The following is a 23,635-nucleotide window of genomic DNA, read 5'->3' on the forward strand; positions in this document are numbered from 1 at the left end:
GGACCAGCCCAGCACCTCGACGTCGTCCGGGTGCGCCGCGAGGTAGGCCTCGACGTCGTCCGTGACGAAGGCGGCCGAGAGTGCGCGCATGCGGGCGTCGTCGAGGAAGACGACGGACTGGCGCCCGTCCGGGCTGCGACCCAGGCCGGCGACCGGGGCGGTGAGGAAGCGGACGTCGCCGGTGGAGATCCCGCGGGCGGACACCCCGAGCGCGGCCATCTCGACCACGTCGAAGCCCTCGTCCACGGCGAGGGAGCCCGTGACCAGCTCGAGCATGCCGAGCAGCCGCGCCGGGTCGGAGAGCACCCGCTCCTGCTCGCCGGCGACGGCGATCGACCGGAGCCAGTTCTGCTGGCGCTGCACCCGGTCGAGGTCGCCGCGGGGCAGGCCGTAGCGCTGGCGGACGTAGATGAGCGCCTGCGCGCCGTCGAGGTGATGCGTGCCGGCGTCCAGGGCCAGGCCCCGCGAGCTCATCGGCTCGGCCAGGTCGATGGTGACCCCGCCGAGCGCGTCGGTCAGCGTGGCGAAGGATTCGAAGTCGGCGACGACGAAGTGGTCCGTGCGCACGCCGGTGAGCCGCTCAACCGTCTGGATCAGCAACGACGGGCCGCCGTAGGAGTAGGCGGCGTTGATCTTGTTCATGCCGTAGCCGGGGACGTCGACCCAGGAGTCGCGCGGGATCGACATGACGAACGCGTGCTGCCGGTCGGCGGGGAACTGGACGAGCATGATCGCGTCCGTGCGCTGCGCCCCGTACTCCCAGTTGCCCGCGTCACCGGCGGAGATCCGCGAGTCGGAGCCGAGGAGCAGGATCGTGAGCGGGCGGGCAGCGGCCGGGGCGTCCTGGCCCGCAGCGACGCCGCCGGCCTCGGTGGGCGCGCTGCCGGCCTCGGTGGGCACGGCGGCCGGGCCGGCGGGGTCCGGGCGGTCGGGGTCCACGCCGGCGGGTTCCGGGCGGTCGGTCAGGCCGGCGAAGGGGTCCTCGATCCACTCGACGCTCGACTGCACCGTGGCGCGCAGGTAGAGCCCGCTGGCGACGACGCCGGCGGCGAGCAGCAGGAGGATGCTCACCGTGACGGTGACGAGCGTCCGCAGGTGCGGGTGCCGCCGGCCCGCGGGGGGCGCGGGCGACGGGGGGTCCGCAGGATGCGGTGCGGCGTTCGCCATCGGCGCCCTCCTCGTCCTTGCCACCTGCACCGGTTCGTTGCCTGCACCGCCGGTTCCCCGCCGGCTCCTGCCCCTTGCCACATCTACCGGCCCTGTGCCGGCACCGGCACATCGCCACCGCCGGTCCCCCGGCGGCTCAGGCTCCATGGGTACACCTCACCGGGGGCGCGTGGCGGTGTTTTGGCCGTGCGGGTGGGTCTCGAATGCGCGACAGCGGCCGGGGTGGCGGGCCGGGGTGATGAGCCGGGTGGCAGCGCGGCCCGGGGTGGCGGGTTCGGGTGGCGGCGCGTCAGCCGATGCGGCGCGGGCCCGCCTGCCAGGCGTCCCAGGCGCTGCGGACGATGTCGACCAGCCCGTGCTCGGCCTTCCAGCCCAGCACGTCCACGGCACGCTCGGGCGAGGCGACCAGGCGGGGCGGATCGCCGGGGCGGCGGGGCTCGACGTCGGCCGTCACGTCCAGGCCGGAGACCGCACCGATCGTGTCGACCACCTCGCGGACGGATGCCCCCTCCCCGGTGCCGACGTTGAACACGTGCGGCGCCGCGCCGTCGTCGAACCCCTTGACGATGTGGTCGAGGGCGGCGAGGTGGGCGTGCGCCAGGTCGAGCACGTGGATGTAGTCACGCACGCAGGTGCCGTCGGGCGTCGGGTAGTCGTCGCCGAAGATCTTCGGGCGGTCCCCGCGGGCGAGGCGGTCGAGCACCATCGGCACGAGGTTGAGCACCGCCGGGTCGCCGAGGTCGGGCCAGCCGGAGCCGGCGACGTTGAAGTATCGCAGCGCCGTCCACCGCAGGCCCCAGGCACGCGCGCAGTCGGCGAGCAGCCACTCGCCCACGACCTTGGTCTCCCCGTAGGGGTTGATGGGCCGCTGCTCGGTCTCCTCGGTGACGAGCTCGACGTCGGGCATGCCGTAGACGGCGGCGGAGGAGGAGAAGATCATCTGCTTCACCCCGGCGGCCTCCATGGCCGCCAGGATGTTGGCCATGCCGCCGACGTTCTGCTGGTAGTACCAGGCCGGGCGGGCGACCGACTCCCCCACCTGCTTGCGGGCGGCGAAATGGATGACGGCGCTCACGCCGTGCTCGCGCATGACCCGCTCGAGGGTCGCCTGTGCGCCGGGGCCGGCGACGTCGAGCTCGACGAGGGTCGCCGCGCCGATGCGTTCGGCCGCGCCGGTGGAGAGGTCGTCGGCGACGAGCACCTCCTCGCCGCGGTTGAGGAGAAGTCGGACCACGTGGGCGCCGATGTAGCCGGCGCCGCCAATCACCAGGGTGCTCACGGTGCTGAGGGTAGCGGCGCGGCCGACCCACCGGCACGGGGCGGGGCGCTCGCCCGCGCGGCGCCGGGCCGCCGTCCGGGCCTCGGCGCGGGTTGCCGCGAGGTCAGCTCCCGAAGCCGACCTTGGTGGTGCGCTGGGCGCGCAGCCTCGCGCCCTTCTCCTGCGCGACCTGGCGCAACCCCTCCTGGAAGGTGACCATCTGGGCGCGCAGGCGGGCGGCGTCGTCGTCCGTGCCCGCGGCGAGGATGCGGACGGCGAGCAGGCCGGCGTTGCGGGCGCCGCCGATGGACACGGTGGCGACCGGCACGCCGGCGGGCATCTGCACGATCGAGAGGAGCGAGTCCATGCCGTCGAGGTGCTGCAGCGGCACCGGGACGCCGATCACCGGCAGCGGGGTGACCGCGGCGAGCATGCCGGGCAGGTGGGCCGCGCCGCCCGCGCCGGCGACGATCACCCGCAGGCCGCGTTCGGCCGCCGAGCGGCCGTACTCGAGCATCTCGGCGGGCATGCGGTGCGCCGAGACGACGTCCACCTCGACCCCGACCTCGAACTCCTCGAGCACGTCGGCCGCGTCCCTCATGACGGGCCAGTCCGAGTCCGAGCCCATGACGATCCCGACCGTCGCGCCCATCGTTGCCTCCGTGTGTGGATGCCGCCCTGCGGTGCGGCGGGCACCAGTCTCGCACCGTCACCGCCGGACAGAAGACCCACCTCGTTTCACAAGCACCTCGTTTCGTGCGCCCCCCGTCGTGGCCGCTGGTGAGATCATGTCCTGATGAGCCAGCGTCCAGCCGACACCGGCACGGAACAGGCCCGCACGGCATCGCGCCGACGAGTGCTGGAGGTCGTGCGCGCCAACCCGGACGGGTGCGGAGTACCGGAGGTCGCCCGGGGCACCGACCTGCACCCCAACACGGTGCGGTTCCACCTCGACCGCCTGGAGCAGGTCGGCCTGGTCTCCCGCCGGATTCAGCACAGCGGCGAACCGGGCCGACCGCCGCTGACCTACGTCGCCAACTCGGTGCCCGACGCCGGGCGCGGCCACCGCGAGTTCGCCCAGCTCGCCCAGGTGCTGGCCACGCTCGTCGAGCAACTGAGCCCGGCCCCGGCGTCGGCCGCGATCGAGGCCGGGCGGTCCTGGGGCCTGGCCCGCACCGCGCACCCGGCGGGCCCGACGGCCGCCGCCGACGCGCTCGACACCCTGGTCACCACCCTCGGCGAGGTGGGCTTCGTCCCCGAGACGGACGTCAGCGCCACGGACGTCAATGCCACGGGCGTCACCATCGTGCAGCGGCACTGCCCGTTCCTGGAGGTCGCCCAGAACCACCAGGACGTGGTCTGCTCGCTGCACCTGGGCCTGATGCGCGGGGTCCTCGAACGCCTCGACACACCCGTGACCGCCGAGCACCTCGTGCCCTTCGCCGGCCCGGCGGGTTGCGAGGCGCACCTGACCATCGCGAAGGGCGACTGACCGTCCGTCTTCACGGACCGGGTCCCGCCGGACCTCCGCGACCCAGGGGTTCTACGGCTCGGGTCGTGGGTGGGGGCGACCGGGGTGGGTGGTCCGGACTCTTGCGCTTTTCGAAGCCATCGCCGTCAATGGTTTGTATGAGTCAGACCGGAGAAAATAGTCCATCGGATCCACCGAGCGAGGATTCGGTCCCGCAGGCGGCACATCGGCACCACGCCGAGCTGTGGACCGAGCTGGTCCAGCGCGAGGCGGCCCTGGTCAATGCCGTTGCCGCCGGCGAGGACCACGATCCCGCCCGACGTGAGCTCGTGGAGTTCCTCCACGGGGACGTCTTCGCGCATCTGGAGACCGAGGAGACGGTGCTCTACAACGCGGCGCGGGATGTCGGCGCCCACGCCCTGGTGGCGGCGCTGGAACTGGACCACAAGTCGCTGCTGAGCCTCGTCGAGCACATCGACCAGGCCAAGACCGGCCTGGACGCGGCGCTGTCGGCCCGCGCCCTGGTGATGCTGTTCATCCTGCGGATGGAGAAGGAGGAGACCGTCCTGATCCCGACGCTGAGCGAGGCGGGGGTGGACGCCTCGGTCCTCATCGCCGGGCGCGCCGAGATGCTGGGTGCCGACACCGTCTGAGGAGGATGTCGAGCCATCATCGCGGCCACCGGGTCAGGCGGCGGCGGCCGCCGGGTCAGGGACGCTTGGCGACGGTGATCAGCAGCGCGGAGTCCTCCACCGCCTCGAGACTGTGCCGGGCGTCGGGCACGATCAGCAGATCGCCGGTGCGGGCCTCCCAGGACACCTCGCCGGCCCACAGCCGCACCCGGCCGCTGAGGACGTAGATCGTGGCGTCGTCGTGATTCTCCCGCTCACCCAGGTGGGTGCCCTGGACCAGACCGACCACGGTCTGGCGCAGGACCTTCTCATGGCCGCCGAAGACGGTATCCGCCGCCCGGGTGCCGGCCGCGTCACGGGCTGCCTTGAGCTGTTGCCGGGCGAGGGCCTCGATCGAGATCTTCTGCATGTGGACAGTGTCCACGGATGTCGCCCTGAGCGACACCGGACGGCCCGCTGGTCCGGCAGTTCGTGCCGATGGCCGGTCAGCCGGACGGTCGGTCCCTCGGTCCGTTGGTTGGTCCTGTCGGTCAGCCGGTCCGCCGGTCCGCCGGTCGGTGAGGCTCAGTCGCGCCGGACCACGGTGGCGAACCGTCCCGGCGTGCCGGTGGGCATGGACCAGCGGAAGCCCCGGGGCAGGGTGGCCTCGAGCTCGTAGCGCAGCGAGACCAGCTCCGGGCCGCTCAGGATCGTGCACTCCCGGCCCGGCTCGAGCGCCCCGATGGTCGCGCGGAGCCGCTCCCGGCAGTCGGGGTAGTCCAGGCCGTTCAGGTCGAGAACGCGGGGCTCGGCATCCCGGGCCAGCCCGGACACCCCCGGCCCCGCCGTCGGCCCCGGCGCCGCCGTCGACCCGAGCCCCGCCGTCGACCCGAACTCCGCCGTCGGCTCGTCCTCGCCGGTGATCTCGGGCTGGTGGGCCAAGAGCGTGGGCAGGTCGGTGCCGGCGGCGGCCAGCGCTGGCAGGAGCACGGTGTTCTCCACCTCGGCCCGGGCCATGAACAGCGCGACGAGGGCACTGGCCGCCGCCGCCGCGTCCATCCCGGTGCGGGCGTGCTCGACCTCGGCGGCGAATGCCGCGAGCTGGCGGTGCTGGGCGCGCATGGCCCGCCCGAGCAGTGCGGTGGGGGCATCCGGTGCCGGGTCGTAGAGCAGCTCCTGCTCGGCCTGGACGTGGGGCAGGATCTCCAGGCAGACGAAGCTGACGAGGTCCTGCTGGGCCGGCTCGTGGGCCGCACGCGCCCCGACGGCCCCCAGGAGGGACTCGGTGCGGCGGATCAGCTCGGACTCCAGCGTGCTGTGATGGGCCTCGACGGCGCCGGTGAGGTCAGCGGGTTGCAGGGTGCGGGTCATGTCGGCCTCCGAGGGGAGATGACGGTGGTGCGGACCCTGTTTATTACAACAGCACTCGTAGAAATAGGGAAGGGGTCCTGGTCCCCATCCCCGCCCGGACCGGCGCCCGACCCCGGCGTCGAGGGTCGGGGCGGAGCGGTCAGGTTTCTTTGATGCCGGATCGGAGGAACGCTTGTAGCCTGAACGAGATACCGACGTGTCCGAGCTCACACGACCACCCGGGTGGCTTGCTCCGGGCCGAGCCGGGCACGCACCGACGAGGTGAGGAACGTACTCATGGCCGAGTCCTTGTACCAGCCGACCACGCCGCAGGTCGCGGCCCACCGGGAAGCGCTCGCGCCGGGGATCCACGCGGCGTGGAAACAGTTCAGCCAGGCGGTCTTCACCGCCGGGGCGCTGGACGAGAAGACCAAACAGCTGATCGCCGTCGCGGTCGCGCACGTCACCCAGTGCCCGTACTGCATCAACGGCCACAGCAAGCTCGCCCGGCGCAAGGGTGCCAGCGAGGAAGAGGTCATGGAGGCGATCTGGGTGGCCGCCGAGATGCGCGCCGGGGGCGCCTACGCCCACGCCACCATCGCGTTGAACGCGATGGCCCCCCACCACCATGACGCCGCCGCACCCGACGGGCAGGCACGGCCATGACCGGCAACAGCTTCGGCGCCCGGGACCAGCTCACGGTCGGCGCGACCACCTACGACATCTTCCGCCTGGACCGCGTCGACGGCGCCGCCCGCCTCCCCTACAGCCTGAAGATCCTGCTGGAGAACCTGCTGCGGAACGAGGACGGGCACCTCGTCACCGCCGAGCAGGTGCGCGCCCTGGCGGCGTGGGACCCGACGGCGGCACCGGACACCGAGATCCAGTTCACCCCCGCCCGGGTGCTCATGCAGGACTTCACGGGCGTGCCGTGCGTGGTGGACCTGGTGGCGATGCGCGACGCCATGACCGTGGCGGGCGGCGATCCCGCCCGGATCAACCCGCTGATCCCTACCGACCTGGTGATCGACCACTCGGTCATCGCCGACGTCTTCGGCCGGGCGGACGCCTTCCGGATCAACGCCGACCTGGAGTTCGAACGCAACGCCGAGCGGTACCAGCTGCTGCGGTGGGGCCAGCAGGCGTTCGACGACTTCCGCGTGGTGCCCCCGGACACGGGGATCTGCCACCAGGTCAACCTCGAGTACCTCGCCCGCGTCGTCTTCACCCGCGACGACGCCGAGCGGCCCGCCGCCTACCCGGACACCCTGGTGGGCACCGACTCCCACACCCCGATGGTCAACGGCCTCGGGGTGCTGGGCTGGGGCGTGGGCGGCATCGAGGCCGAGGCCGCCATGCTGGGGCAGCCGATGAGCATGCTGATCCCGCAGGTCGTGGGGCTGAAGCTGACCGGTGAGCTCCCCGAGGGCACGACGGCCACCGACCTCGTGCTCACGGTCGCCGAGCTGCTGCGCCGCACCGGCGTCGTCGGGAAGTTCGTGGACTTCTTCGGCCCCGGCGTCGCGAACGTGCCGCTGGCCACCCGGGCCACGCTGGGCAACATGAGCCCCGAGTACGGCTCGACCGTCACGATCTTCCCGGTCGACGACGAGACGCTGTCCTACCTGCGCCTCACCGGCCGGAGCCCGGAACAGATCGCCCTGGTCGAGGCCTACGCCAAGGCGCAGGGGCTCTGGCACGACCCGGACGCCGTCCCCCACTACTCCCAGGTCGTCGAGCTCGACCTGGCCACGATCGAGCCCTCCCTCGCCGGCCCGTCCCGGCCCCAGGACCGGATTCCCCTCCGGGCGGCCCAACACACCGTCCGCGGGCTGCTCGCCGGGAAGTCCCACGCCGAGGCGGTCCAGGGCGGCCTCGACGACGCCGCCGCCGACTCCTTCCCCGCGAGCGACCCGATCGCCGTCAGCTCCCGCATCGGGCGCGACGAGCCGCCGCGCGCGCGCACCGACGACGACGACGCCGACCCGCAGTCCTGGCCCAGCTACCCCACCGAGATCGTGCTGGCCGGCGAGCGCGCCACGATCGACCACGGCGCCGTCGTCATCGCGGCCATCACCTCGTGCACGAACACGTCCAACCCGTCGGTGATGATCGGGGCCGGGCTGCTGGCCAAGAACGCCGTCGAGCGGGGGCTGCGTTCGAAGCCCTGGGTCAAGACCACCCTGGCGCCCGGCTCACGGGTCGTCACCGACTACTACGAGCGGGCCGGGCTGACCCCGTACCTGGACCAGCTCGGGTTCCAGCTCGTGGGCTACGGGTGCACCACCTGCATCGGCAACTCCGGGCCGCTGATCCCCGAGGTCAGCGAGGCGGTGACCGGCCACGACCTGACCGCCGCGTCGGTCCTGTCCGGCAACCGGAACTTCGAGGGCCGGATCCACGCCGAGACCAAGATGAACTTCCTGACCTCGCCCCCGCTGGTCATCGCCTATGCCCTGGCGGGTTCGATGCACGCGGACCTGCTCCGCGAACCGCTCGGGCGCGGCACGGACGGCCGGGACGTGTACCTGCGGGACATCTGGCCGACGACGGCACAGATCAAGGCCGTCGTGGACGCCAACGTCGAGGCGGACATGTTCGCCACCGGCTACGCCGACGTCCTCACCGGCGACGAGAACTGGCGGTCCATGTCCCTGACGGAGTCGCAGACCTTCGACTGGTCGCCCGCCTCGACGTACGTGCGCCGTCCGCCGTACTTCGACGACATGCCGCGCGAGCCGGAGCCGATCGCCGACATCACCGATGCGCGGGTGCTGGCCTACCTCGGGGACTCGGTCACCACCGACCACATCTCCCCCGCGGGGGCCATCCGGGCCGACTCCCCGGCCGGCCGCTACCTCCTCGACCACGGCGTGGACCGCAAGGACTTCAACTCCTACGGCTCGCGCCGCGGCAACCACGAGGTGATGATCCGGGGCACGTTCGCCAACGTGCGCCTGCGCAACAAGCTCGTCCCCGGGGTGGAGGGCGGGTACACCCGCCACCTGCCCGGCGCAGAGCCGGAGAGCATCTTCGACGCCGCCCAGAAGTACGCGGCTGACGGCGTCCCGCTCGTCATCATCGCCGGCTCCGACTACGGCTCCGGCTCCTCCCGGGACTGGGCCGCCAAGGGCACCATGCTCCTGGGCGTCCGGGCCGTCCTGGCCACCTCCTTCGAACGCATCCACCGCTCCAACCTCATCGGCATGGGCGTGCTGCCGCTGCAGTTCCACGACGGCGACACCGCGCAGTCCCTCGGCCTCACCGGGGAGGAGACGTACTCCATCACCGGGCTCGAAGGCTCCGACAACCTGCCCGCGCAGGTCACCGTCCACGTCGAGGCGGGCGGCCAGGTCCGCGAGCTGAGCGCGCGGGTGCGGATCGACACCCCCGCCGAGGAGGCCTACTACCGCCACGGCGGCATCCTGCCCTACGTCCTTCGCCAGCTGCTCGAGCGCTAGACCCGCACTGGCGCCGCCACCCCCGACCGGCCGCCCGCCATCACCGACCGGCCTCAGCCCCAAGGAGACAGCCCGATGACCCCCCGGACGATGCGCCAGACCGAGATGCCGCCGGATCCACTTCCGGAAACGTTCCCTTCCGCGCGAGCACCCAACGCCAGCGGCACGCCGTTCCGCATGCCCAGCAGCGATCCGACGCTCGGGGACGGGACCAAGGCGCCGACCACGCTCGCCTGGGCGCCGACGCCGACGCTCACCGAGCATTGGGGGCTGGACGCCCCCGCCTTCGTCCTCGGCGACGCCGAGGGGGCCGGCGACGCCCAGGATGCCGGCGGTGCGCGCGTCGCTGCCGGGCTGGCGCGGTTGGGCCACCCGGTCGAGCTCATCGCGCCCCGCGGGCCCGGCGGCTCGACCGGGCGCACGGCTGGGCCGGTGTACTACCCGCTCGTGGTCCACGTCGGCTCCGTCAGCGCCGTGGCGGAGCCGTCCGCCCCCGCGGTCGCCCGCACCGTCGCCGCCTACCAGCCCGGTGCCACCATCACCTACGACCTCGGCGTCCGGCCGGCGCTCATGGGCCCGCCGGAGGAGGTTCGGACGAGAGTGGAGGGACTCATCGCCCGCAGCGACCTCGTCAAGGCGTCCGTCCGGGACCTCGAGTGGCTCTGGCCCGGCGAGGAGCGTCAGACCGTCGTCCGTCGGTGGCTGTCCGCCGGGCCCGGGATCGTCATCGTCTCCGGCGGCGACGGCGCATGGGCGGTCAACGCCGTCGGGGAGGTGGCCACGTCCCCTGGCCACCCGGCCGATGACGACCAGACGGACGGCGCGTTCATGACCGGCGTCATCGACGCACTCTGGCGCGGCGGCCTCCTGGGCGTCTGGGCCCGCCAGGACCTGCGCACCTTGGTCTGGGGCAGTCTCAAGGAGCTCCTCGACAACGCCACCGCAGCGGCCGCGATCGCCTCGCGGAACCACGGTCAGCCCCCTACCCGGGCGGAGCTCGACGCCGAGCGGGGTGCCCTACTGATCACCGCGTAGCGTCGGTCGGCACTGGTGACGGCGTCGGTCAGGACCGGTGCAGCGTCCGGGCGGCCTCGGCGATGCTGCCGGTCAGCGACGGGTAGATCGTGAACACGTTGGCCAGCTGGTCCACGGTGAGGCGCTGCGTCACGGCGATGGTGATCGGGTAGATCAGCTCGCTCGCCCGCGGCGCCACGACCACACCACCGATCACGGTGCCCGTGCCGCGGTCCGAGAACAGCTTGATGAAGCCTTCCTTCACGCCCAGCATCTTCGCGCGCGGGTTCCGCGTCAGCGGCAAGCGGGTGATCTCGCCGTCGACCTCCCCGGACTGGATCTGCTTCTGCGTCACCCCGATGGTCGCGATCTCGGGCGCGGTGAAGATGTTCGCCGCCACCGTGCCCAGGTTCAGCGGGGCGACGGCGTCGCCGAGCGCGTGCCACATCGCGATCCGCCCCTGCATGGCCGCCACGGACGCCAGCGGCAGGACGCCGGTGCAGTCCCCCGCGGCGTACACGCGCGGCGCCCTGGTGCGCGAGACCCGGTCGACCTCGACGTGCCCGGACGCGGTCAGGTGCACGCCGGCCTCCTCGAGCCCGATGCCGGTGGTGGACGGCACGGCACCCACGGCAACCAGGCAGTGCGAGCCCGCGATGACGCGCCCGTCGGTCAGCGCCACCTCGACGCCGTCGCCCACGCGCCGCACCCCCGCGGCCCGCGAGCGCGAGAGCACCGTCATGCCGCGCCGTTGGAACACGGCCTCGATGAGCTCGGCGGCGTGCGGGTCCTCGCCGGGCAGCACCTGGTCGCGGCTGGAGATCAGCGTGACCTGGGCGCCCAGGGCGTTGTAGGCGCCGGCGAACTCGGCACCGGTCACGCCCGAGCCGATCACCACGAGGTGCTCGGGCATCTCGGTGAGGTCGTACATCTGGGCCCAGGTGAGGATCCGTTCGCCGTCGGGCTCGGCGGTGGGCAGCACGCGGGGGGTGGCGCCGGTGGCGACCAGCACGAGGTCGGCGTCGAGCTTCGTGGTGTCGCCGTTGGCGAGCGCGACGTGGATGGCGCGCGAACCGTCCGGGTGGATGTTGGCGTCGAGGCGGCCGGTGCCGGCGAGGATCTCGATCCCCTCCCGCTCGAGCCGGGTGCGGATGTCCTTGGACTGCTTGGCGGCCAGGCGCATCACCCGCTGGTCGACGGTGAGCAGGTCCGCCCGCAGCGAGCCCGGGTCGAGGTCGGGGCCGCCCTCGACGACGATGCCCAGGTCCGCGGCCTGCTCGGTCACGGTGAGCCACTCGGCGGTGGCGATCAGCGTCTTGGAGGGGACGACGTCGGTCAGGACGGCGGAGCCGCCCACGCCCTGCCGCTCGACGAGCCACACCCGGGCACCGAGCTGGGCGGCCACCAGCGCCGCCTCGTACCCGCCGGGCCCGCCGCCGACGATGACGACACGCGAACCCTGCCGCACCGGCGACGCCCCGGCGCTCGACTCGCGGCGGTGCTCGTCGGTGGTCGCTGCGGCTCCGACGGTCTCGGTGGCGGGCGGCGGGACGGGTCCGGGAGAGGTGCTCACATCGAGCCATTGTGCCGAACGTGCCGTCGTGGCGCGCGGCCGCCGCGCGGGGCTGGGCGCCGGCCGGCCCTTCGCAGCGGTGCGCAGCCCTTCGTGGCGGTGCGCGGCTTCGCGACGGCGCGCGGCTTCGCGATAACGTCGCCCTCATGAGCATGAACTCGGACGCCCCCGGCGCCGGCGCGCCCGATCCCTTCGCCCTGGCCCGGGACGCCGCCGAGGCGCTCGTGGCCGCCACCGGGGTGGCGCGCCACGACGTCGCCCTCGTGCTCGGCTCCGGCTGGGCGGGCACCGCCGACCTGCTCGGCGAGACGGTCGCCGAGGTCGACGCCGCCACGATCCCCGGGTTCAGCGCCCCCACCGCCGTCGGCCACGGCGGCAAGCTGACCTCGGTGCGCATCGGCGACACCGGCAAGCACGCCCTCGTGATCGGCGCCCGCACCCACTACTACGAGAGCCGGGACGTGCGCCGCGTCGCGCACGGCGTCCGCACCGCCGCGGCGTCGGGCGCCTCGACGGTGGTGCTCACCAACGGCTGCGGCGGGCTCGTGGCGGAGTGGCCGCCCGGCACCCCGGTGCTCATCAGCGACCACATCAACCTCACCGGCGCCTCCCCCCTCGAGGGGGCCACGTTCGTCGACCTCACGGACCTGTACTCCGCCCGCCTGCGGGAGGTGGCCCGGCGTGTCGACCCGTCACTGGCCGACGGCGTCTACGTCCAGTTCCCCGGCCCGCACTACGAGACGCCGGCCGAGGTGCAGATGGCCAAGCGGCTGGGCGGTCACCTGGTGGGCATGTCCACCGCGCTGGAGGCCATCGCGGCGCGCCATGCCGGGCTGGAGATCCTCGGGATCTCGCTCGTGACCAACCTGGCCGCCGGCATCTCGGACTCCCCGCTCGCCCACGCGGAGGTGCTGGCGGCCGGGCGCGCTGCCGGGCCGCGCATCTCCCGCCTGCTCGCGGAGATCGTGCGGGCCCTGTGATCGTGCGGGCCCGGTAGAGGTTTCCGGGCGGCCCCGCCGCCCGGGCGTTGTCAAGGAGGATGGAATGAGCACCACCACGACCGATGTGGTCCGCGCCTGGATCGACGCCGACCCCGACCCCGCCACCCGCGAGGAGCTCACCGGCCTGCTGGCCCGGGCCGAGTCCGGTGACCCGGAGGACGCCGCCGCGGCCCGCGCGGACCTCGACTCCCGCTTCGTCGGGCGGCTGGAGTTCGGTACCGCCGGGCTGCGCGGGGCCCTCGGCGCCGGCCCGCACCGGATGAACCGCGCCGTCGTCATCCAGGCGGCCGCCGGGCTCGCGGCATTCCTTGCCGAGCGCGTCGGGCCGGACTTCACCGTCGTCATCGGCTACGACGCCCGCCACGGCTCCGCCCAGTTCGCCCGCGACACCGCCGCCGTCGTCACCGCCGCGGGCGGCCGGGCCAAGCTGCTCCCCTCCGCCCTGCCGACGCCGGTGCTGGCGTTCGCGGTGCGCCACCTCGGCACCGACGCCGGGGTGATGGTCACCGCGTCGCACAACCCGCCCCAGGACAACGGCTACAAGGTCTACCTCGGCGGCCGCGCCGTCACCGGTTCCGGCCAGGGCGCGCAGATCGTCCCGCCGTTCGACGCCGAGATCTCCGCGAAGATCGCCGCCGTCGGCCCCGCCGCGGAGGTGCCGCTCGCCGTCGACGGGTGGGAGGCCCTGGGGAGCGAGATCGAGGACGCCTACGTCACCCGCGCCGTCTCCCTCATCCCCCGCCGGCACTCACGCGACCTGCGCATCGTGCTCACCCCGATGCACGGCGTCGGGGGCCGGACGACGCAGCGGGTGCTGAACGAGGCCGGGTTCGCCGACGTGCGGCTCGTGCCGCTCCAGGCCGAGCCGGACCCGGACTTCCCCACGGTTGCGTTCCCCAACCCCGAGGAGCCCGGCGCCCTCGACCTGGCCATGACGATGGCCCGCGAGGAGGATGCGGACCTCGTGCTCGCCACCGATCCCGACGCCGACCGCTGCTCCGCCGCCATCCGCGACAGCGACGCCGTCGGCGGCTGGCGCCAGCTCACCGGTGACGAGATCGGCTCGCTGCTGGGCGAGCAGACCGGCGTCGCCACCGCGATGACCGGGCGCGGCGTACTCGCCAACTCAGTCGTCTCCTCCCGGCAGCTGGCGCGCATCGCCCAGGCGCACGGGCTCCGGCACCGCACCACGCTGACCGGTTTCAAGTGGATCTCCCGCGCCGAGGACTTGTCCTTCGGGTACGAGGAGGCCATCGGCTACTGCGTGGACCCCGAGGCGGTGCGCGACAAGGACGGCATGACGGCGGCCCTGCGCCTGGCGTACCTCGCCGCACAGCTGCACGACGCCAATGCCACGTTCGTCGACGCGCTGGACGACCTGGCCAAGAGGTTCGGGCTGCACGCGACGAGCCCGTACACGGTGCGGGTCGAGGACGTCTCGGTGATCGCGGAGGCGATGATCCGGCTGCGGGGCTCGGCGCCGCAGACGCTCGCCGGCTCACCCGTCGTGTCCGTGACCGACCTGGCGGAGGGCTCGGCCGACCTGCCGCCCACGGACGGGCTGGTCTACCTCACGGCGGCGGACGACCGGGTGATCATCCGCCCCTCCGGCACCGAGCCGAAGCTCAAGGCCTACCTCGAGGTGATCGAACCGGTGCAGGACGAATCGGTGCGGACCACCCGGCAGCGCGCCGCCGCACGGCTGACGGAGCTCAAGCGCGACGTCGCCGCACTGGTGGGGATCTCCGCCGACTGACGGCTCCGGTGCGGCGACGGCTCCGGTGCGGCGACGGCACCCCACCCCGGCCGGGTGGCTCCCGGCCCGCTTGACGGGTCCCACCCGGCCGACGGCTCCCGGAGCGGCGCTATTCCGTTGCCGTGGTGTCGTCCGCCCCCTCATCGTCCACGGGCACCTCGGCGATCTGGTCGGCGACGTCGGCGCGGCTCGCCTCCCGCACCGGGTCGGTCAGATCGAGCTCGGGGCTGTACTCCTCGGGCTGAGCGCCGGGAGTGTCCTCGATCTCGTGCTCTTCGCCCAGCGCGTCGGGGTCGCGCTCGACGGGAATCTCGACGTCGGGTACCTGGCTGCTCATGGCTCCTCCTCGAAGTAGTGGGCCGCGCTGTCAGCCTGCCCCGGTGGCGCGGGCACCGCAACCGTCAGGCGCGATTGCCCGGGGACGACATCCCGTGGGGCGCCCTCCGGGAGGGGCGAACCGGTGGGCCCGGCGGCCGGGACTCGATAGTCGGCCGGGCTGGCGCGATCGGGCGGGCGGTGAGACCGGCCACGTTTCCGCGGAAACTTCCGGCGATCCCGGAGCCCACCTCACGATCGGAACACAACCTCCGCACCCGCCTGGAACCAACCGAGTGCCCCCGGCCGACGTTTCCACGGAAACGTCCGACGACCCCGGAGCCCACCTCACGATCGGAACACAACCTCCGCACCCGCCTGGAACCAACCGGCTGACCCGGTCGACGTTTCCGCGGAACGAAAACTGGGGTTTCCAGCCGTTCTCGATCATCTCGTTGGTTGGTGCCGAAAAACTCAGTCTGACCTGCGGAAACGCGTTCGCGGGAGCGTTGGGCGTCGATGGTGCAGATCGGTCTCGGCCGGACTCCTTGCGGACTGTTTGCGGACTCGCTGAGTGTCGGCTCGCTCGGCGATCGTGGCCTCGATCCGGGCCGGATCACGCCGAGACCTCCCGGCGGAAACTGCCGGGCGCCGGCCGGCCCCGTAGCCTGCTTCGTGCGATGCGTGGGGAGTGTCCCGACGCCAACAGCACTAGTTGCTCCGTCCGTCCCGGTGGCCGATCGTCAACCGGTGATTCGTGTCCATCGACGTCGGTCACAGCCGCACAGCGTGCGGTTTCCGGGTACTGACCTCGGCTCTCCTGGTCCATGGCTGTCGCCCATGGAAGCGACGGGAGCTCATGCTCATCACCTCATCGCGTGGACACAGCGATTGAGCGCGCGTCGGGGCAGTCTCCGGACCCGGTTGTGTCCCACGGATTGAGGCAAGGGACGTCGAGGGGTTCGAAGTGTTTGGTGTTCCGTGTCACGACGGCCATCTCTGCAGACTCCGCGACGGCGGCAATGAGGGCGTCGTCGAACGGTGCGTGCTCGGGAACCCGAGAGGCCGCGAGGATCCGGGCCGCCGACAGGTCGAACGGCAGCACCCTGTCGGCGAACGTGGGCAAGACGTTCTCGTCGAACCAGCGACGCAGGACCGCTCCTTGCTCGACGTCGGATCGCGCCTTGGCAATCACTCCTCGCTCGATCGCCGCGACGGTGAATACTGAGACGAGCTGGTCACCGATGGGAACCGACGCTGCCCACACCTCGACGGGCCGGCTGCACCCACGGACCCGCGATGCGGACACGACGTTGGTGTCCAAGAGGTACTTCACAGTTGCGCTGAGTGAGCCGTCAGGCTCAGGCGCCCGGGTTCGAACTCGACGTCGGCACCTTCGTCGGTGCCCAGGAGGTCAACAATCGTGATGGGCTCGCCCTCCAAAGCCCGGGTGAGCACATCGCGCGCCTCCGCCTCGACCGACCGGTGATGCTGCCTGGCACGCGCGCGAAGCGCGGCCTTGGTCCCCGCGGGAAGGTTGCGGATCAGGATCTGCTCCAAAACGACCACCCCCGATATCGCCCGCATGATATCGCTACCCGGTTGATGCGGCGTCCCGACAGCATCAGCGCGACTGCCTGGCGGTGGGCCGGATGAGCGGCAGCACCTGCCTTCGGCGGCCGGTCGATCACCGGATGCGGACCCCGGAGCGGGACGGCGAGATGTCGGCCGCAGGTCGACACGTCATTGCGGCCGCCCACGCCAGGCTCGCGGGCGTCGTACCAGTCGACGTCAGCAGCGAACTCGGCCTGGGCTTCCGGGTGGAAGTCGAAGGCGAGGGTCACGCGTTGAGCGCGGCCCGTCGGGCGGCGACAACTTCGATGCGCTGAGCGAGATGAAGCCAATGTATGCCTTGAGACCGACGGCGCACCGGTCCCAAGCGAAAACGCCCAACGACCCCGGAGGTCACCCACCATCGGAACACAACCTCCGCACACGCCTGGAATCAACCGGCTGACCCCGGCCGACGTTTCCGCGGAAACGTCACGATGGCGCCACCACGATACGAGGCAAACCGTCCGTTATCACGCCCACCGGACGTAACGGCGAGATCCTGCCGATGTCGTACCCCGACGCTAGCCTTCGAACAACCGTTTCAAGGAGGCTGGCCATGGTCACCGTCATCGACGACGCACCGCCCGAGACCACATCGGGCACCCCCGAGCTGCCGAACCTCAAGGCGACCGGCCCGGTCGCTGTCTCCGCGATCGTCGCACCGCCCACGATGCTGCTCGACGTCCCCGAGGACGACGAGGCGCTGGCGGAGGAGATCTCCTCGCTCGCCGGGCGGATTGCCGTCGCCACGTGCCGTCTGCTGATCCTCATCGGAGAGCTCGACGCCCGAGACGCCTGGGCGTCACACGGCATCATGTCCTGCGCGCACTGGCTCGGGTGGCGGTGCGGCATGGGGCCGTCCAGTGCACGCGAGCACGTCCGGGTGGCGCGGGCCTTACGGGACCTGCCGAAGACCGTCGACGCCTTCGCGGCGGGGAAGATCTCCTACTCCAAGGTGCGTGCCATCACCCGAGTGGCCACGCCGCGGAATGAGGCCGATCTCGTCGACATAGCCCTGTGCGCGCCGGCCAACCACCTCGAGCGACTCGTGCGTGGCCTCCGCACCGCGGAGTCCGCCATGTCCGCCAGCCTGCGACACGCTCGCCGCCAGTTGTCATGGCGGTGGGCAGAAGACGGCTCTCTGCTCCTCTCGGGCCGGTTCTCACCGGAAGACGGCGCCGTGATCGTCGGTGCGCTCGAGGAGCGCCGAGCGAGGGCGCGGGAGGAAATGGCTGGCGCACCACCCGCCCCCGAGGTCGATCCCGACGTCGGAGGCGCCAACCCGTCCGACTGTCCCGTTCTCGATACCGTCATCGAGAACGGACGGTCACTGGCCGACGCCATGGTGGAGATGTGCACCGAGGAGCCCGCGACGGGCACGAACGTGGTGCGCACCAGCAGGGTGGTGGAGACGGCCGTGCACGTGACGCTGGCCGATCTTGCAACTGATGGACCCGCGACCAAGAGGGCCGCCAGCAGCAGCGCCGCGGTCGTCGATGCCATCGCTGAGGATCCCGTGGACAGCAGCACCATGGTCGACGATGCCGTGGCCGCCATCCCTCCACAGCTGCTGGTCGCCGAGTCGTTGATCACGACACCCCGCCTCGAGCACGGCTCCTCAATCGCCCCGGAGACCGCGCGCCGACTCGCCTGCGACGGCGGTATCGTCCTCCACATCCACGAGAACGGTGTCGGGGTGTCGGGACATACCCTCGAGGTGGGGGCACGCGTCCGCAAACCTGGCGCCGCCCTTACCAGGGCGCTCTGGGCTCGCGACCACGGCTGCCGTTACCCCGGCTGCGACCGGCGTCGCTTCATCAACGCCCACCACGTCGTCCACTGGGCCGACGGCGGTCCCACCGTCCTGTCGAACATGGTGCTGCTGTGCGGCACCCACCACCGGCTCCTCCACGAGGGCGGCTTCTCGCTGAGCCTCGGTGTTGACGGGATCGTGCGGGTTCGCGACGCCGACGGCCATGCAGTGCAGGCCGTCCCGGACAGCGGATGTTCTGCCGGCACGTCAGGCCCGGCAGGCATCCCGTTCCTGAACGGGCCGACGGACCCATGGAGCCTCACCCCCCAGTGGGGCGGCGAGCCGCTCCACGCCGGGTATGCGACATCGGTCCTGTTGAATGCGTGGGCCCATGCGGGGCCCGACGCCACACAGGGCGCCGCCGTCGCGTGAGTGACTGGGGATCGCAGCGGCCGATCCCAACAGTTCCGATCCCAACGATCCCGCGGCACCGACGACGCGCTGCACGACGACGAGCAGCGCTGCGGCGAGTACCAGGTCAGATCGGGTCAGGTCAGATCGGGTCAGGTCAGATCGGGTCAGGTCAGGCGAGATCAGGCGAGGTCGCGTTGGGTCAGATGAGGTCAGACGAGGTCAGACGAGGTCACGCCAGGTGAGGTCACACTCTCGGCTGGTGACGCGGGTGGGGAGCAGCACCACGGCAACGTGGGTCCACCCGCCGAGCGCGGGGTGCGGCTCCGTGCGGTGCAGCAACTCGGCGAGCGGGACCTGGTAGACCTTCCCACTCGCCGGGTCGTAGAGATGGAGCAGCTTCCCACTGAGACCGGGGCCGGGCCGGCTGCCAGCGCCAGAGCCGGGCCGGTCGCTGACGGCGGGAGCGGACCGGTCACTGTCGGCGGGGCCGGCGCGGTCGCTCACGGCGGGGGCGGGCCGGCTGGCCGGCGGCGGGACCGCGAGGACCACGTGACGCGGGATGGCCGTCGCGATGCCCCGGCCGATGTCTCCCCCGGTGTACAGCGGGACGGGCACCCCGGCCGTCGTCGCACGGTGGACGCTGGCGAGCAGCGCCGCCGCGGCGGGGGCGGCGTCATCGAGGGGGACGGCCCGATAGGCCACGCTGGGGAACCGCGCCTCGCGGGCCGCCGTCCATGGCGGCGTGCCGAACCGGCCGGGCCAGCGCAGGAGCCCGACGGCGCGGGCACCCGTGCGCCCCTTGATGTACTGCTGGGCGGCGGAGAGACGCTCGGTCACGGTCGTGACCGGGGCCGCGGTGATGATGGCTGGGGCCGTGGTGACTGGGGCCGTGGTGGTTGCTGGGGCTGTGGTGGTTGCTGGGGCTGTGGTGGTTGCTGAGGCCGCGGTCGTGATGCCTGGGGCGGTGGTGGGGGTGGCCGTGGCTGCCGCGGAGAATCTCGGACGCAGCGTCGGCGGGATCTCCGGCGGTATCCGATGGCGCGGCAGGTCGGCGGGCAGCTCGCCCCTCTCGAGCCACAGCGCGAGCACCGGATCACCGGTTGCGGCGAGCATGAGCAGAACTGTGGAGCCGCACGTGGTCTGGTCGGTCTGGCGCACGAGGGTGCCCCCGAGCGTCACCGGCACACTAGGGAGCGTCACCGGCACGCCCGCGTGCGTCACCGGCACACCAGGGAGCGTCACCGGCACACCAGGGAGCGTCACCGGCACACCCGTGTCGGCCGGGGCAGGGACGGGCCGGTGGCGAGTCGGCGCGGCGACATCCGCCCCTGCCGCGCGCAACGGCCGCGTGAACGCCGCGACCAGGGTGCTCAGCGAGAGCCGGCGCCACCCGCCGCGCGCGACCATGGAGTGCTCAGCCGACCACGCGGTCGAGCACGATCGATGTCGGGCCCCCCGGCGCGGCGTCGCCGATGACGATGCCGCCCTCGAGCGCCTCGATCGCGCGCGCGAACCGGTCCGGGGTGTCGGTGTGCAGCGTGAGGAGCGGCTGGCCCTTCCTCACCCGGTCCCCCGGCTTGGCGTGGATCTCGATCCCGGCCACCGCCTGCACCGGGTTGTCCTTGCGGGCACGCCCGGCGCCGAGGCGCCACGCGGAGACACCGACGGCGTACGCGTCGAGGGCGGTCAGCACGCCGTCGGCCTCGGCGAGGACCTCCTCGGTGTGCCGTGCGACGGGTAGCGCGGCATCGGGGTCCCCGCCCTGGGCGGCGATCATCCGGCGCCACACGTCCATGGCGCGACCGTCCTTGAGCGCGGCCGCGGGATCCGCATCGGGGCGGCCGGCGGCGTCGAGCATCTCGCGGGCCAGTGCGATGGTGAGGTCGACGACGTCGGACGGCCCGCCCCCGGCGAGGACCTCCACCGACTCGCGCACCTCCAGCGCGTTGCCGGCGGTGCGGCCGAGCGGGGTTGACATGTCCGTGAGGAGCGCGACGGTGTGGACCCCGGCGTCGGTGCCGAGCTGGACCATCGTGCGGGCGAGCTCGCCGGCGCGGGCGGCGTCCTTCATGAACGCACCGGAGCCGACCTTGACGTCCAGGACGAGGGAGTCGGTGCCCTCGGCGATCTTCTTGCTCATGATCGAGCTGGCGATCAGTGGGATGGCCTCGACCGTGGCGGTGGTGTCGCGCAGGGCGTAGAGTTTCTTGTCCGCCGGGGCCAGGCCGCTTCCGGCCGCGCAGATCACGGCGCCGACGCTGTCGAGCTGGGCGAGGATCTGCTCGTTGGTCAGGTCTGCGCGCCACCCGGGGATGGACTCGAGCTTGTCGAGCGTGCCGCCGGTGTGGCCGAGCCCGCGGCCGGAGAGCTGGGGCACCGCGACGTCGAAGACGGCGACGAGCGGAGCGAGCGGGAGGGTGATCTTGTCGCCGACGCCGCCGGTGGAGTGCTTGTCGGCGGTGGGGCGGCTCAGGGACGAGAAGTCCATACGTTCGCCGGACCGGATCATCGCCTGGGTCCACCGGACGATCTCCGCACGGTCCATCCCATTGAGGAAGATCGCCATCGCGAGGGCACTCATCTGCTCCTCGCCGACGGCGCCGCGGGTGTAGGCGTCGATCACCCAGTCGATCTGCTCGGGGCTCAGCGCACCGCCGTCGCGCTTGGTGCGGATGATGTCGACGGCGTCGAAGGTGTTGGTCATGCGCCCACGCTACCGGCGCGGGACGGCTCGGCCCGAACGCCGCGTACGAGGGGCCTACGCCAGGTGCGCGGGGCCGAAGGCCTCGGGCAGGACGTCGCTCATGGGGTGGATCCCGCTGGGCATCTCCACCAGGAGCTCGGCGCCGCCGTGCTCCCACAGGAGCTGGCGGCAGCGCCCGCACGGCACGAGCAGCGCGTCGTCGCCGCCGACGCAGGTGAACGCCACGAGCCGCCCGCCGCCGCTGCGGATCAGGTCGGACACGAGGCCGCACTCCGCGCACAAGGTGATCCCGTAGCTGGCGTTCTCCACGTTGCAGCCGGAGACGGTCCGGCCGTCGTCGACGAGCGCGGCGGCTCCCACGGGGTAGTGCGAGTAGGGCGCGTAGGCGCGGCGCATCGCCTCGCGGGCGAGCTCACGCAGGCTCTCCCACGTGCTCGTGTCGATCGTGTTCACGGCTTTGCCTCCTGGTCGGTGACGACGGTTCGGTCGGTGACGATGCCCGCCGTCAGCCGGCAGTGACCCGGCGAACGGCGACGCGACGTGCGGTGCGGACCACGTGAGACGTGCGGCCTACTTGATGTACGGGATGTTCTCCGCGGCGGGTGCCCGGACCTTGCCGACCAACCCCGCGACGGCGAAGATGGTCACGGCGTACGGCAGCATCAGCAGGAACTCCGAGGGCACGTTCGAGCCGATGGTCGACAGCACGTTCCCGAGGTTCTTGGAGAACCCGAACAGCAGGGCCGCGGCCACCGCACCCTTCGGGTTCCACTTGCCCAGGATCATCGCCGCCAGGGCGATGTAGCCCTGTCCGGCGGACATCTCCTTGCCGAACGCGAGCCCGGAACCGACGGTGAAGAACGCGCCACCGAGTCCTGCCACCCCGCCGCCGATGATCGTGTTGACCACGCGGGTGCGGTTGACCTTGATGCCCACCGTGTCGGCGGCCTTGGGGTGCTCGCCGACGGCGCGCATCCGCAGACCCCAGCGGCTGCGGAACACCCAGATCTGCAGGAAGATCACGCCGGCGTACATGATGTAGACGAGCAACGTCTGGCGGAACAGCACGGGCCCGATGACGGGGATCTCCGACAGCAGCGGGATGGGCAGCTCGGGCAGGCGCTGGCTGGCGTTCCAGGTGGCCTTGTTGTCCGTCAGCACGGTGGAGAACAGGAAGCTGGTCAACCCGATGACGAGCACGTTGAGCACGACACCGACGATGATCTGGTCCACGAAGTACTTCACGGCGAAGAACGCCAGCAGCGCGCCCACGAGCATGCCGGCGATCGGCGCGGCGATCATGCCGAGGTAGGCGCTCGACGTCAACGAGCCGACGACGGCGGCCAGGAAGGCCCCGCCGAGGAGCTGGCCCTCGATGGCGATGTTGACGATGCCGGAGCGTTCGCACAGGACGCCGGAGAGCGCACCGAAGACGAGCGGCACCGACAGCGCGAGCGCGCCGGAGAGCAGCGTGGTGAGCGGGATGACGGTGGACCGCCCCGCACCGACCCAGACGAGGAACATGAGCACGAACGCGATGCCGAACAGGACCGGCGCCCACACCCCGACCGTGCGGCGCTGCACGGTGACGTAGGCGACGTAGGCGGTCAGCACCACCAGGAGCGCGCCGAGGATGACGTTCGTCGCCGTGAGCGGGACGGCGAAGTTGGGGATCGCCCACATGTCGCCGCCGCGGGAGAGCTGGAACGTCGTCGACCGGCCACCCTCGGGGAACAGCGCGAAGAATACGACGGCGACCACGGCCAGGACGCCGTACAGGATCGGCCAACGCCAGCTGATCGGCCTGAGGACGACGGCGCGCTCCTCCTGTGCGGGAGCAGGCTCTCGGGTCAGCACGGCGCTCATGCCGTCGCCTCCTTCACGGCCGACCGCACGGCCTTGCTACGGGATCGGGCTCCGGGGGTGGGGAGCCGGAAGATCGCCCGCACCAGTGGCGGGGCGGCGATGAGGAGCACGATGATCGACTGCACCACCAGGATGATGTCGATCGGCGTGGGTGTGGTGGACTGCATCAGGAAGCCGCCGGCCTTCAGTCCGCCGAAGAGGAGCCCGGCGAAGAAGGTCCCCACGGGCCGGGACCGGCCGAGCAGGGCCACCGTGATGGCGTCGAAGCCGTAGCTGGCGGCGACCCCGGCGGTCAGCGCCTTCTCGG

The 23,635-nt window shown here is 72.2% G+C and carries 22 protein-coding genes and 1 pseudogene; 8 read left to right on the plus strand and 15 right to left on the minus strand.

Going from position 1 to position 23,635, the window contains the following annotated elements; genetic code table 11:
* The 3 genes from ACYC1Z_RS06590 to purE all read right to left on the minus strand — a co-directional run.
* A partial coding sequence (locus ACYC1Z_RS06590) for an LCP family protein (protein WP_461408733.1) occupies window positions 1-1,167 on the minus strand: 1,167 nt, incomplete at its 3' end.
* A 289-nt stretch (window positions 1,168-1,456) separates the two neighbouring features.
* Entirely contained in the window at window positions 1,457-2,446 is a 990-nt protein-coding gene (gene galE, locus ACYC1Z_RS06595; protein ID WP_461408734.1) for a UDP-glucose 4-epimerase GalE, read from the minus strand.
* A gap of 103 nt (window positions 2,447-2,549) precedes the next feature.
* Entirely contained in the window at window positions 2,550-3,077 is a 528-nt protein-coding gene (purE, locus tag ACYC1Z_RS06600) for a 5-(carboxyamino)imidazole ribonucleotide mutase (RefSeq protein ID WP_461408735.1), read from the minus strand.
* Window positions 3,078-3,221: 144 nt separating this feature from the next.
* Here purE and ACYC1Z_RS06605 point away from each other — a divergent pair, with 144 nt between their 5' ends.
* A complete protein-coding gene (locus tag ACYC1Z_RS06605) occupies window positions 3,222-3,917 on the plus strand; it encodes a helix-turn-helix transcriptional regulator (RefSeq protein ID WP_461408736.1) in 696 nt (231 codons plus the stop codon).
* A 137-nt stretch (window positions 3,918-4,054) separates the two neighbouring features.
* Window positions 4,055-4,549, plus strand: coding sequence for a hemerythrin domain-containing protein (locus tag ACYC1Z_RS06610; protein ID WP_461408737.1), 495 nt, complete (start codon window positions 4,055-4,057; stop codon window positions 4,547-4,549).
* 55 nt (window positions 4,550-4,604) lie between these two features.
* Here ACYC1Z_RS06610 and ACYC1Z_RS06615 read toward each other — a convergent pair whose 3' ends face one another.
* Together ACYC1Z_RS06615 and ACYC1Z_RS06620 are read right to left on the minus strand one after the other, a co-directional pair.
* Entirely contained in the window at window positions 4,605-4,937 is a 333-nt protein-coding gene (locus ACYC1Z_RS06615; protein ID WP_461408738.1) for a cupin domain-containing protein, read from the minus strand.
* 155 nt (window positions 4,938-5,092) lie between these two features.
* A complete protein-coding gene (locus ACYC1Z_RS06620) occupies window positions 5,093-5,878 on the minus strand; it encodes a hemerythrin domain-containing protein (protein ID WP_461408739.1) in 786 nt (261 codons plus the stop codon).
* 276 nt (window positions 5,879-6,154) lie between these two features.
* Between ACYC1Z_RS06620 and ACYC1Z_RS06625 the strand changes: the two genes are divergently transcribed.
* The 3 genes from ACYC1Z_RS06625 to ACYC1Z_RS06635 all read left to right on the plus strand — a co-directional run bounded on the left by ACYC1Z_RS06625 (window position 6,155) and on the right by ACYC1Z_RS06635 (window position 10,353).
* Window positions 6,155-6,523: a carboxymuconolactone decarboxylase family protein gene (locus ACYC1Z_RS06625; protein ID WP_461408740.1), complete on the plus strand. Its 369-nt coding sequence runs from the start codon at window positions 6,155-6,157 to the stop codon at window positions 6,521-6,523.
* Window positions 6,520-9,318 (plus strand): aconitate hydratase AcnA, encoded by a 2,799-nt coding sequence (acnA, locus tag ACYC1Z_RS06630; RefSeq protein ID WP_461408741.1) that lies wholly within the window; start codon window positions 6,520-6,522, stop codon window positions 9,316-9,318. The genes ACYC1Z_RS06625 and acnA overlap by 4 nt, the downstream gene beginning before the upstream one ends.
* A 177-nt stretch (window positions 9,319-9,495) precedes the next feature.
* On the plus strand, window positions 9,496-10,353 hold the full coding sequence (locus ACYC1Z_RS06635) for a carbohydrate kinase family protein (protein ID WP_461408742.1): 858 nt from the start codon (window positions 9,496-9,498) through the stop codon (window positions 10,351-10,353).
* 28 nt (window positions 10,354-10,381) lie between these two features.
* Here the strand turns inward: ACYC1Z_RS06635 and ACYC1Z_RS06640 are convergent, their stop codons facing one another.
* Complete coding sequence (locus ACYC1Z_RS06640) at window positions 10,382-11,800, minus strand: NAD(P)H-quinone dehydrogenase (protein ID WP_461408753.1); 1,419 nt, start codon at window positions 11,798-11,800, stop codon at window positions 10,382-10,384.
* Between the two features lie 257 nt (window positions 11,801-12,057).
* Here ACYC1Z_RS06640 and ACYC1Z_RS06645 point away from each other — a divergent pair, with 257 nt between their 5' ends.
* Entirely contained in the window at window positions 12,058-12,885 is an 828-nt protein-coding gene (locus tag ACYC1Z_RS06645) for a purine-nucleoside phosphorylase (protein ID WP_461408754.1), read from the plus strand.
* 64 nt (window positions 12,886-12,949) lie between these two features.
* Window positions 12,950-14,662 (plus strand): phospho-sugar mutase, encoded by a 1,713-nt coding sequence (locus ACYC1Z_RS06650; RefSeq protein WP_461408743.1) that lies wholly within the window; start codon window positions 12,950-12,952, stop codon window positions 14,660-14,662.
* A 109-nt stretch (window positions 14,663-14,771) separates the two neighbouring features.
* On the opposite strand, the gene ACYC1Z_RS06655 is transcribed toward ACYC1Z_RS06650, so the two are convergent.
* From ACYC1Z_RS06655 to ACYC1Z_RS06670, 4 genes are all read right to left on the minus strand, one after another.
* Entirely contained in the window at window positions 14,772-14,999 is a 228-nt protein-coding gene (locus tag ACYC1Z_RS06655) for a hypothetical protein (protein WP_461408744.1), read from the minus strand.
* Window positions 15,000-15,848: 849 nt separating this feature from the next.
* Complete coding sequence (locus tag ACYC1Z_RS06660) at window positions 15,849-16,313, minus strand: VapC toxin family PIN domain ribonuclease (protein WP_461408745.1); 465 nt, start codon at window positions 16,311-16,313, stop codon at window positions 15,849-15,851.
* Window positions 16,310-16,537, minus strand: coding sequence for a FitA-like ribbon-helix-helix domain-containing protein (locus tag ACYC1Z_RS06665; RefSeq protein WP_461408746.1), 228 nt, complete (start codon window positions 16,535-16,537; stop codon window positions 16,310-16,312). Before ACYC1Z_RS06665 ends, ACYC1Z_RS06660 begins: the two co-directional genes overlap by 4 nt.
* The gene (locus ACYC1Z_RS06670; protein WP_461408747.1) at window positions 16,522-16,821 is read right to left on the minus strand and encodes a hypothetical protein; all 300 of its coding nucleotides are present in this window, start codon (window positions 16,819-16,821) and stop codon (window positions 16,522-16,524) included. Before ACYC1Z_RS06670 ends, ACYC1Z_RS06665 begins: the two co-directional genes overlap by 16 nt.
* Before the next feature lie 326 nt (window positions 16,822-17,147).
* On the opposite strand from ACYC1Z_RS06670, the gene ACYC1Z_RS06675 reads away from it, so the two are divergent.
* Window positions 17,148-18,776 (plus strand): HNH endonuclease signature motif containing protein, encoded by a 1,629-nt coding sequence (locus ACYC1Z_RS06675; RefSeq protein ID WP_461408748.1) that lies wholly within the window; start codon window positions 17,148-17,150, stop codon window positions 18,774-18,776.
* A gap of 201 nt (window positions 18,777-18,977) precedes the next feature.
* Here the strand turns inward: ACYC1Z_RS06675 and ACYC1Z_RS06680 are convergent, their stop codons facing one another.
* From ACYC1Z_RS06680 to ACYC1Z_RS06700, 5 genes and pseudogenes are all read right to left on the minus strand, one after another.
* Window positions 18,978-20,165: a hypothetical protein gene (locus ACYC1Z_RS06680; protein WP_461408749.1), complete on the minus strand. Its 1,188-nt coding sequence runs from the start codon at window positions 20,163-20,165 to the stop codon at window positions 18,978-18,980.
* 7 nt (window positions 20,166-20,172) lie between these two features.
* Window positions 20,173-21,462: a thymidine phosphorylase gene (locus ACYC1Z_RS06685; protein ID WP_461408750.1), complete on the minus strand. Its 1,290-nt coding sequence runs from the start codon at window positions 21,460-21,462 to the stop codon at window positions 20,173-20,175.
* Window positions 21,463-21,516: 54 nt separating this feature from the next.
* Window positions 21,517-21,915, minus strand: coding sequence for a cytidine deaminase (locus ACYC1Z_RS06690; protein ID WP_461408751.1), 399 nt, complete (start codon window positions 21,913-21,915; stop codon window positions 21,517-21,519).
* 117 nt (window positions 21,916-22,032) lie between these two features.
* The gene (locus ACYC1Z_RS06695) at window positions 22,033-23,328 is read right to left on the minus strand and encodes an ABC transporter permease (RefSeq protein WP_461408752.1); all 1,296 of its coding nucleotides are present in this window, start codon (window positions 23,326-23,328) and stop codon (window positions 22,033-22,035) included.
* Window positions 23,325-23,635 (minus strand): annotated as a pseudogene (locus ACYC1Z_RS06700) (ABC transporter permease); the annotation flags it as partial. The pseudogene ACYC1Z_RS06700 and the gene ACYC1Z_RS06695, both read right to left, overlap by 4 nt.

Source organism: Georgenia sp. (assembly GCF_054605595.1).

Excerpts from the sequence above, each read along its gene's own strand:
- purE (WP_461408735.1), bottom strand. The coding sequence starts at position 3,077 with ATGGGCGCGACGGTCGGGATCGTCATGGGCTCGGACTCGGACTGGCCC.
- ACYC1Z_RS06605 (WP_461408736.1), top strand. The coding sequence starts at position 3,222 with ATGAGCCAGCGTCCAGCCGACACCGGCACGGAACAGGCCCGCACGGCA.
- ACYC1Z_RS06610 (WP_461408737.1), top strand. The coding sequence starts at position 4,055 with ATGAGTCAGACCGGAGAAAATAGTCCATCGGATCCACCGAGCGAGGAT.
- ACYC1Z_RS06615 (WP_461408738.1), bottom strand. The coding sequence starts at position 4,937 with ATGCAGAAGATCTCGATCGAGGCCCTCGCCCGGCAACAGCTCAAGGCA.
- ACYC1Z_RS06620 (WP_461408739.1), bottom strand. The coding sequence starts at position 5,878 with ATGACCCGCACCCTGCAACCCGCTGACCTCACCGGCGCCGTCGAGGCC.
- ACYC1Z_RS06625 (WP_461408740.1), top strand. The coding sequence starts at position 6,155 with ATGGCCGAGTCCTTGTACCAGCCGACCACGCCGCAGGTCGCGGCCCAC.
- acnA (WP_461408741.1), top strand. The coding sequence starts at position 6,520 with ATGACCGGCAACAGCTTCGGCGCCCGGGACCAGCTCACGGTCGGCGCG.
- ACYC1Z_RS06635 (WP_461408742.1), top strand. The coding sequence starts at position 9,496 with ATGCCCAGCAGCGATCCGACGCTCGGGGACGGGACCAAGGCGCCGACC.
- ACYC1Z_RS06645 (WP_461408754.1), top strand. The coding sequence starts at position 12,058 with ATGAACTCGGACGCCCCCGGCGCCGGCGCGCCCGATCCCTTCGCCCTG.
- ACYC1Z_RS06650 (WP_461408743.1), top strand. The coding sequence starts at position 12,950 with ATGAGCACCACCACGACCGATGTGGTCCGCGCCTGGATCGACGCCGAC.
- ACYC1Z_RS06655 (WP_461408744.1), bottom strand. The coding sequence starts at position 14,999 with ATGAGCAGCCAGGTACCCGACGTCGAGATTCCCGTCGAGCGCGACCCC.
- ACYC1Z_RS06675 (WP_461408748.1), top strand. The coding sequence starts at position 17,148 with ATGGTCACCGTCATCGACGACGCACCGCCCGAGACCACATCGGGCACC.
- ACYC1Z_RS06680 (WP_461408749.1), bottom strand. The coding sequence starts at position 20,165 with ATGGTCGCGCGCGGCGGGTGGCGCCGGCTCTCGCTGAGCACCCTGGTC.
- ACYC1Z_RS06685 (WP_461408750.1), bottom strand. The coding sequence starts at position 21,462 with ATGACCAACACCTTCGACGCCGTCGACATCATCCGCACCAAGCGCGAC.
- ACYC1Z_RS06695 (WP_461408752.1), bottom strand. The coding sequence starts at position 23,328 with ATGAGCGCCGTGCTGACCCGAGAGCCTGCTCCCGCACAGGAGGAGCGC.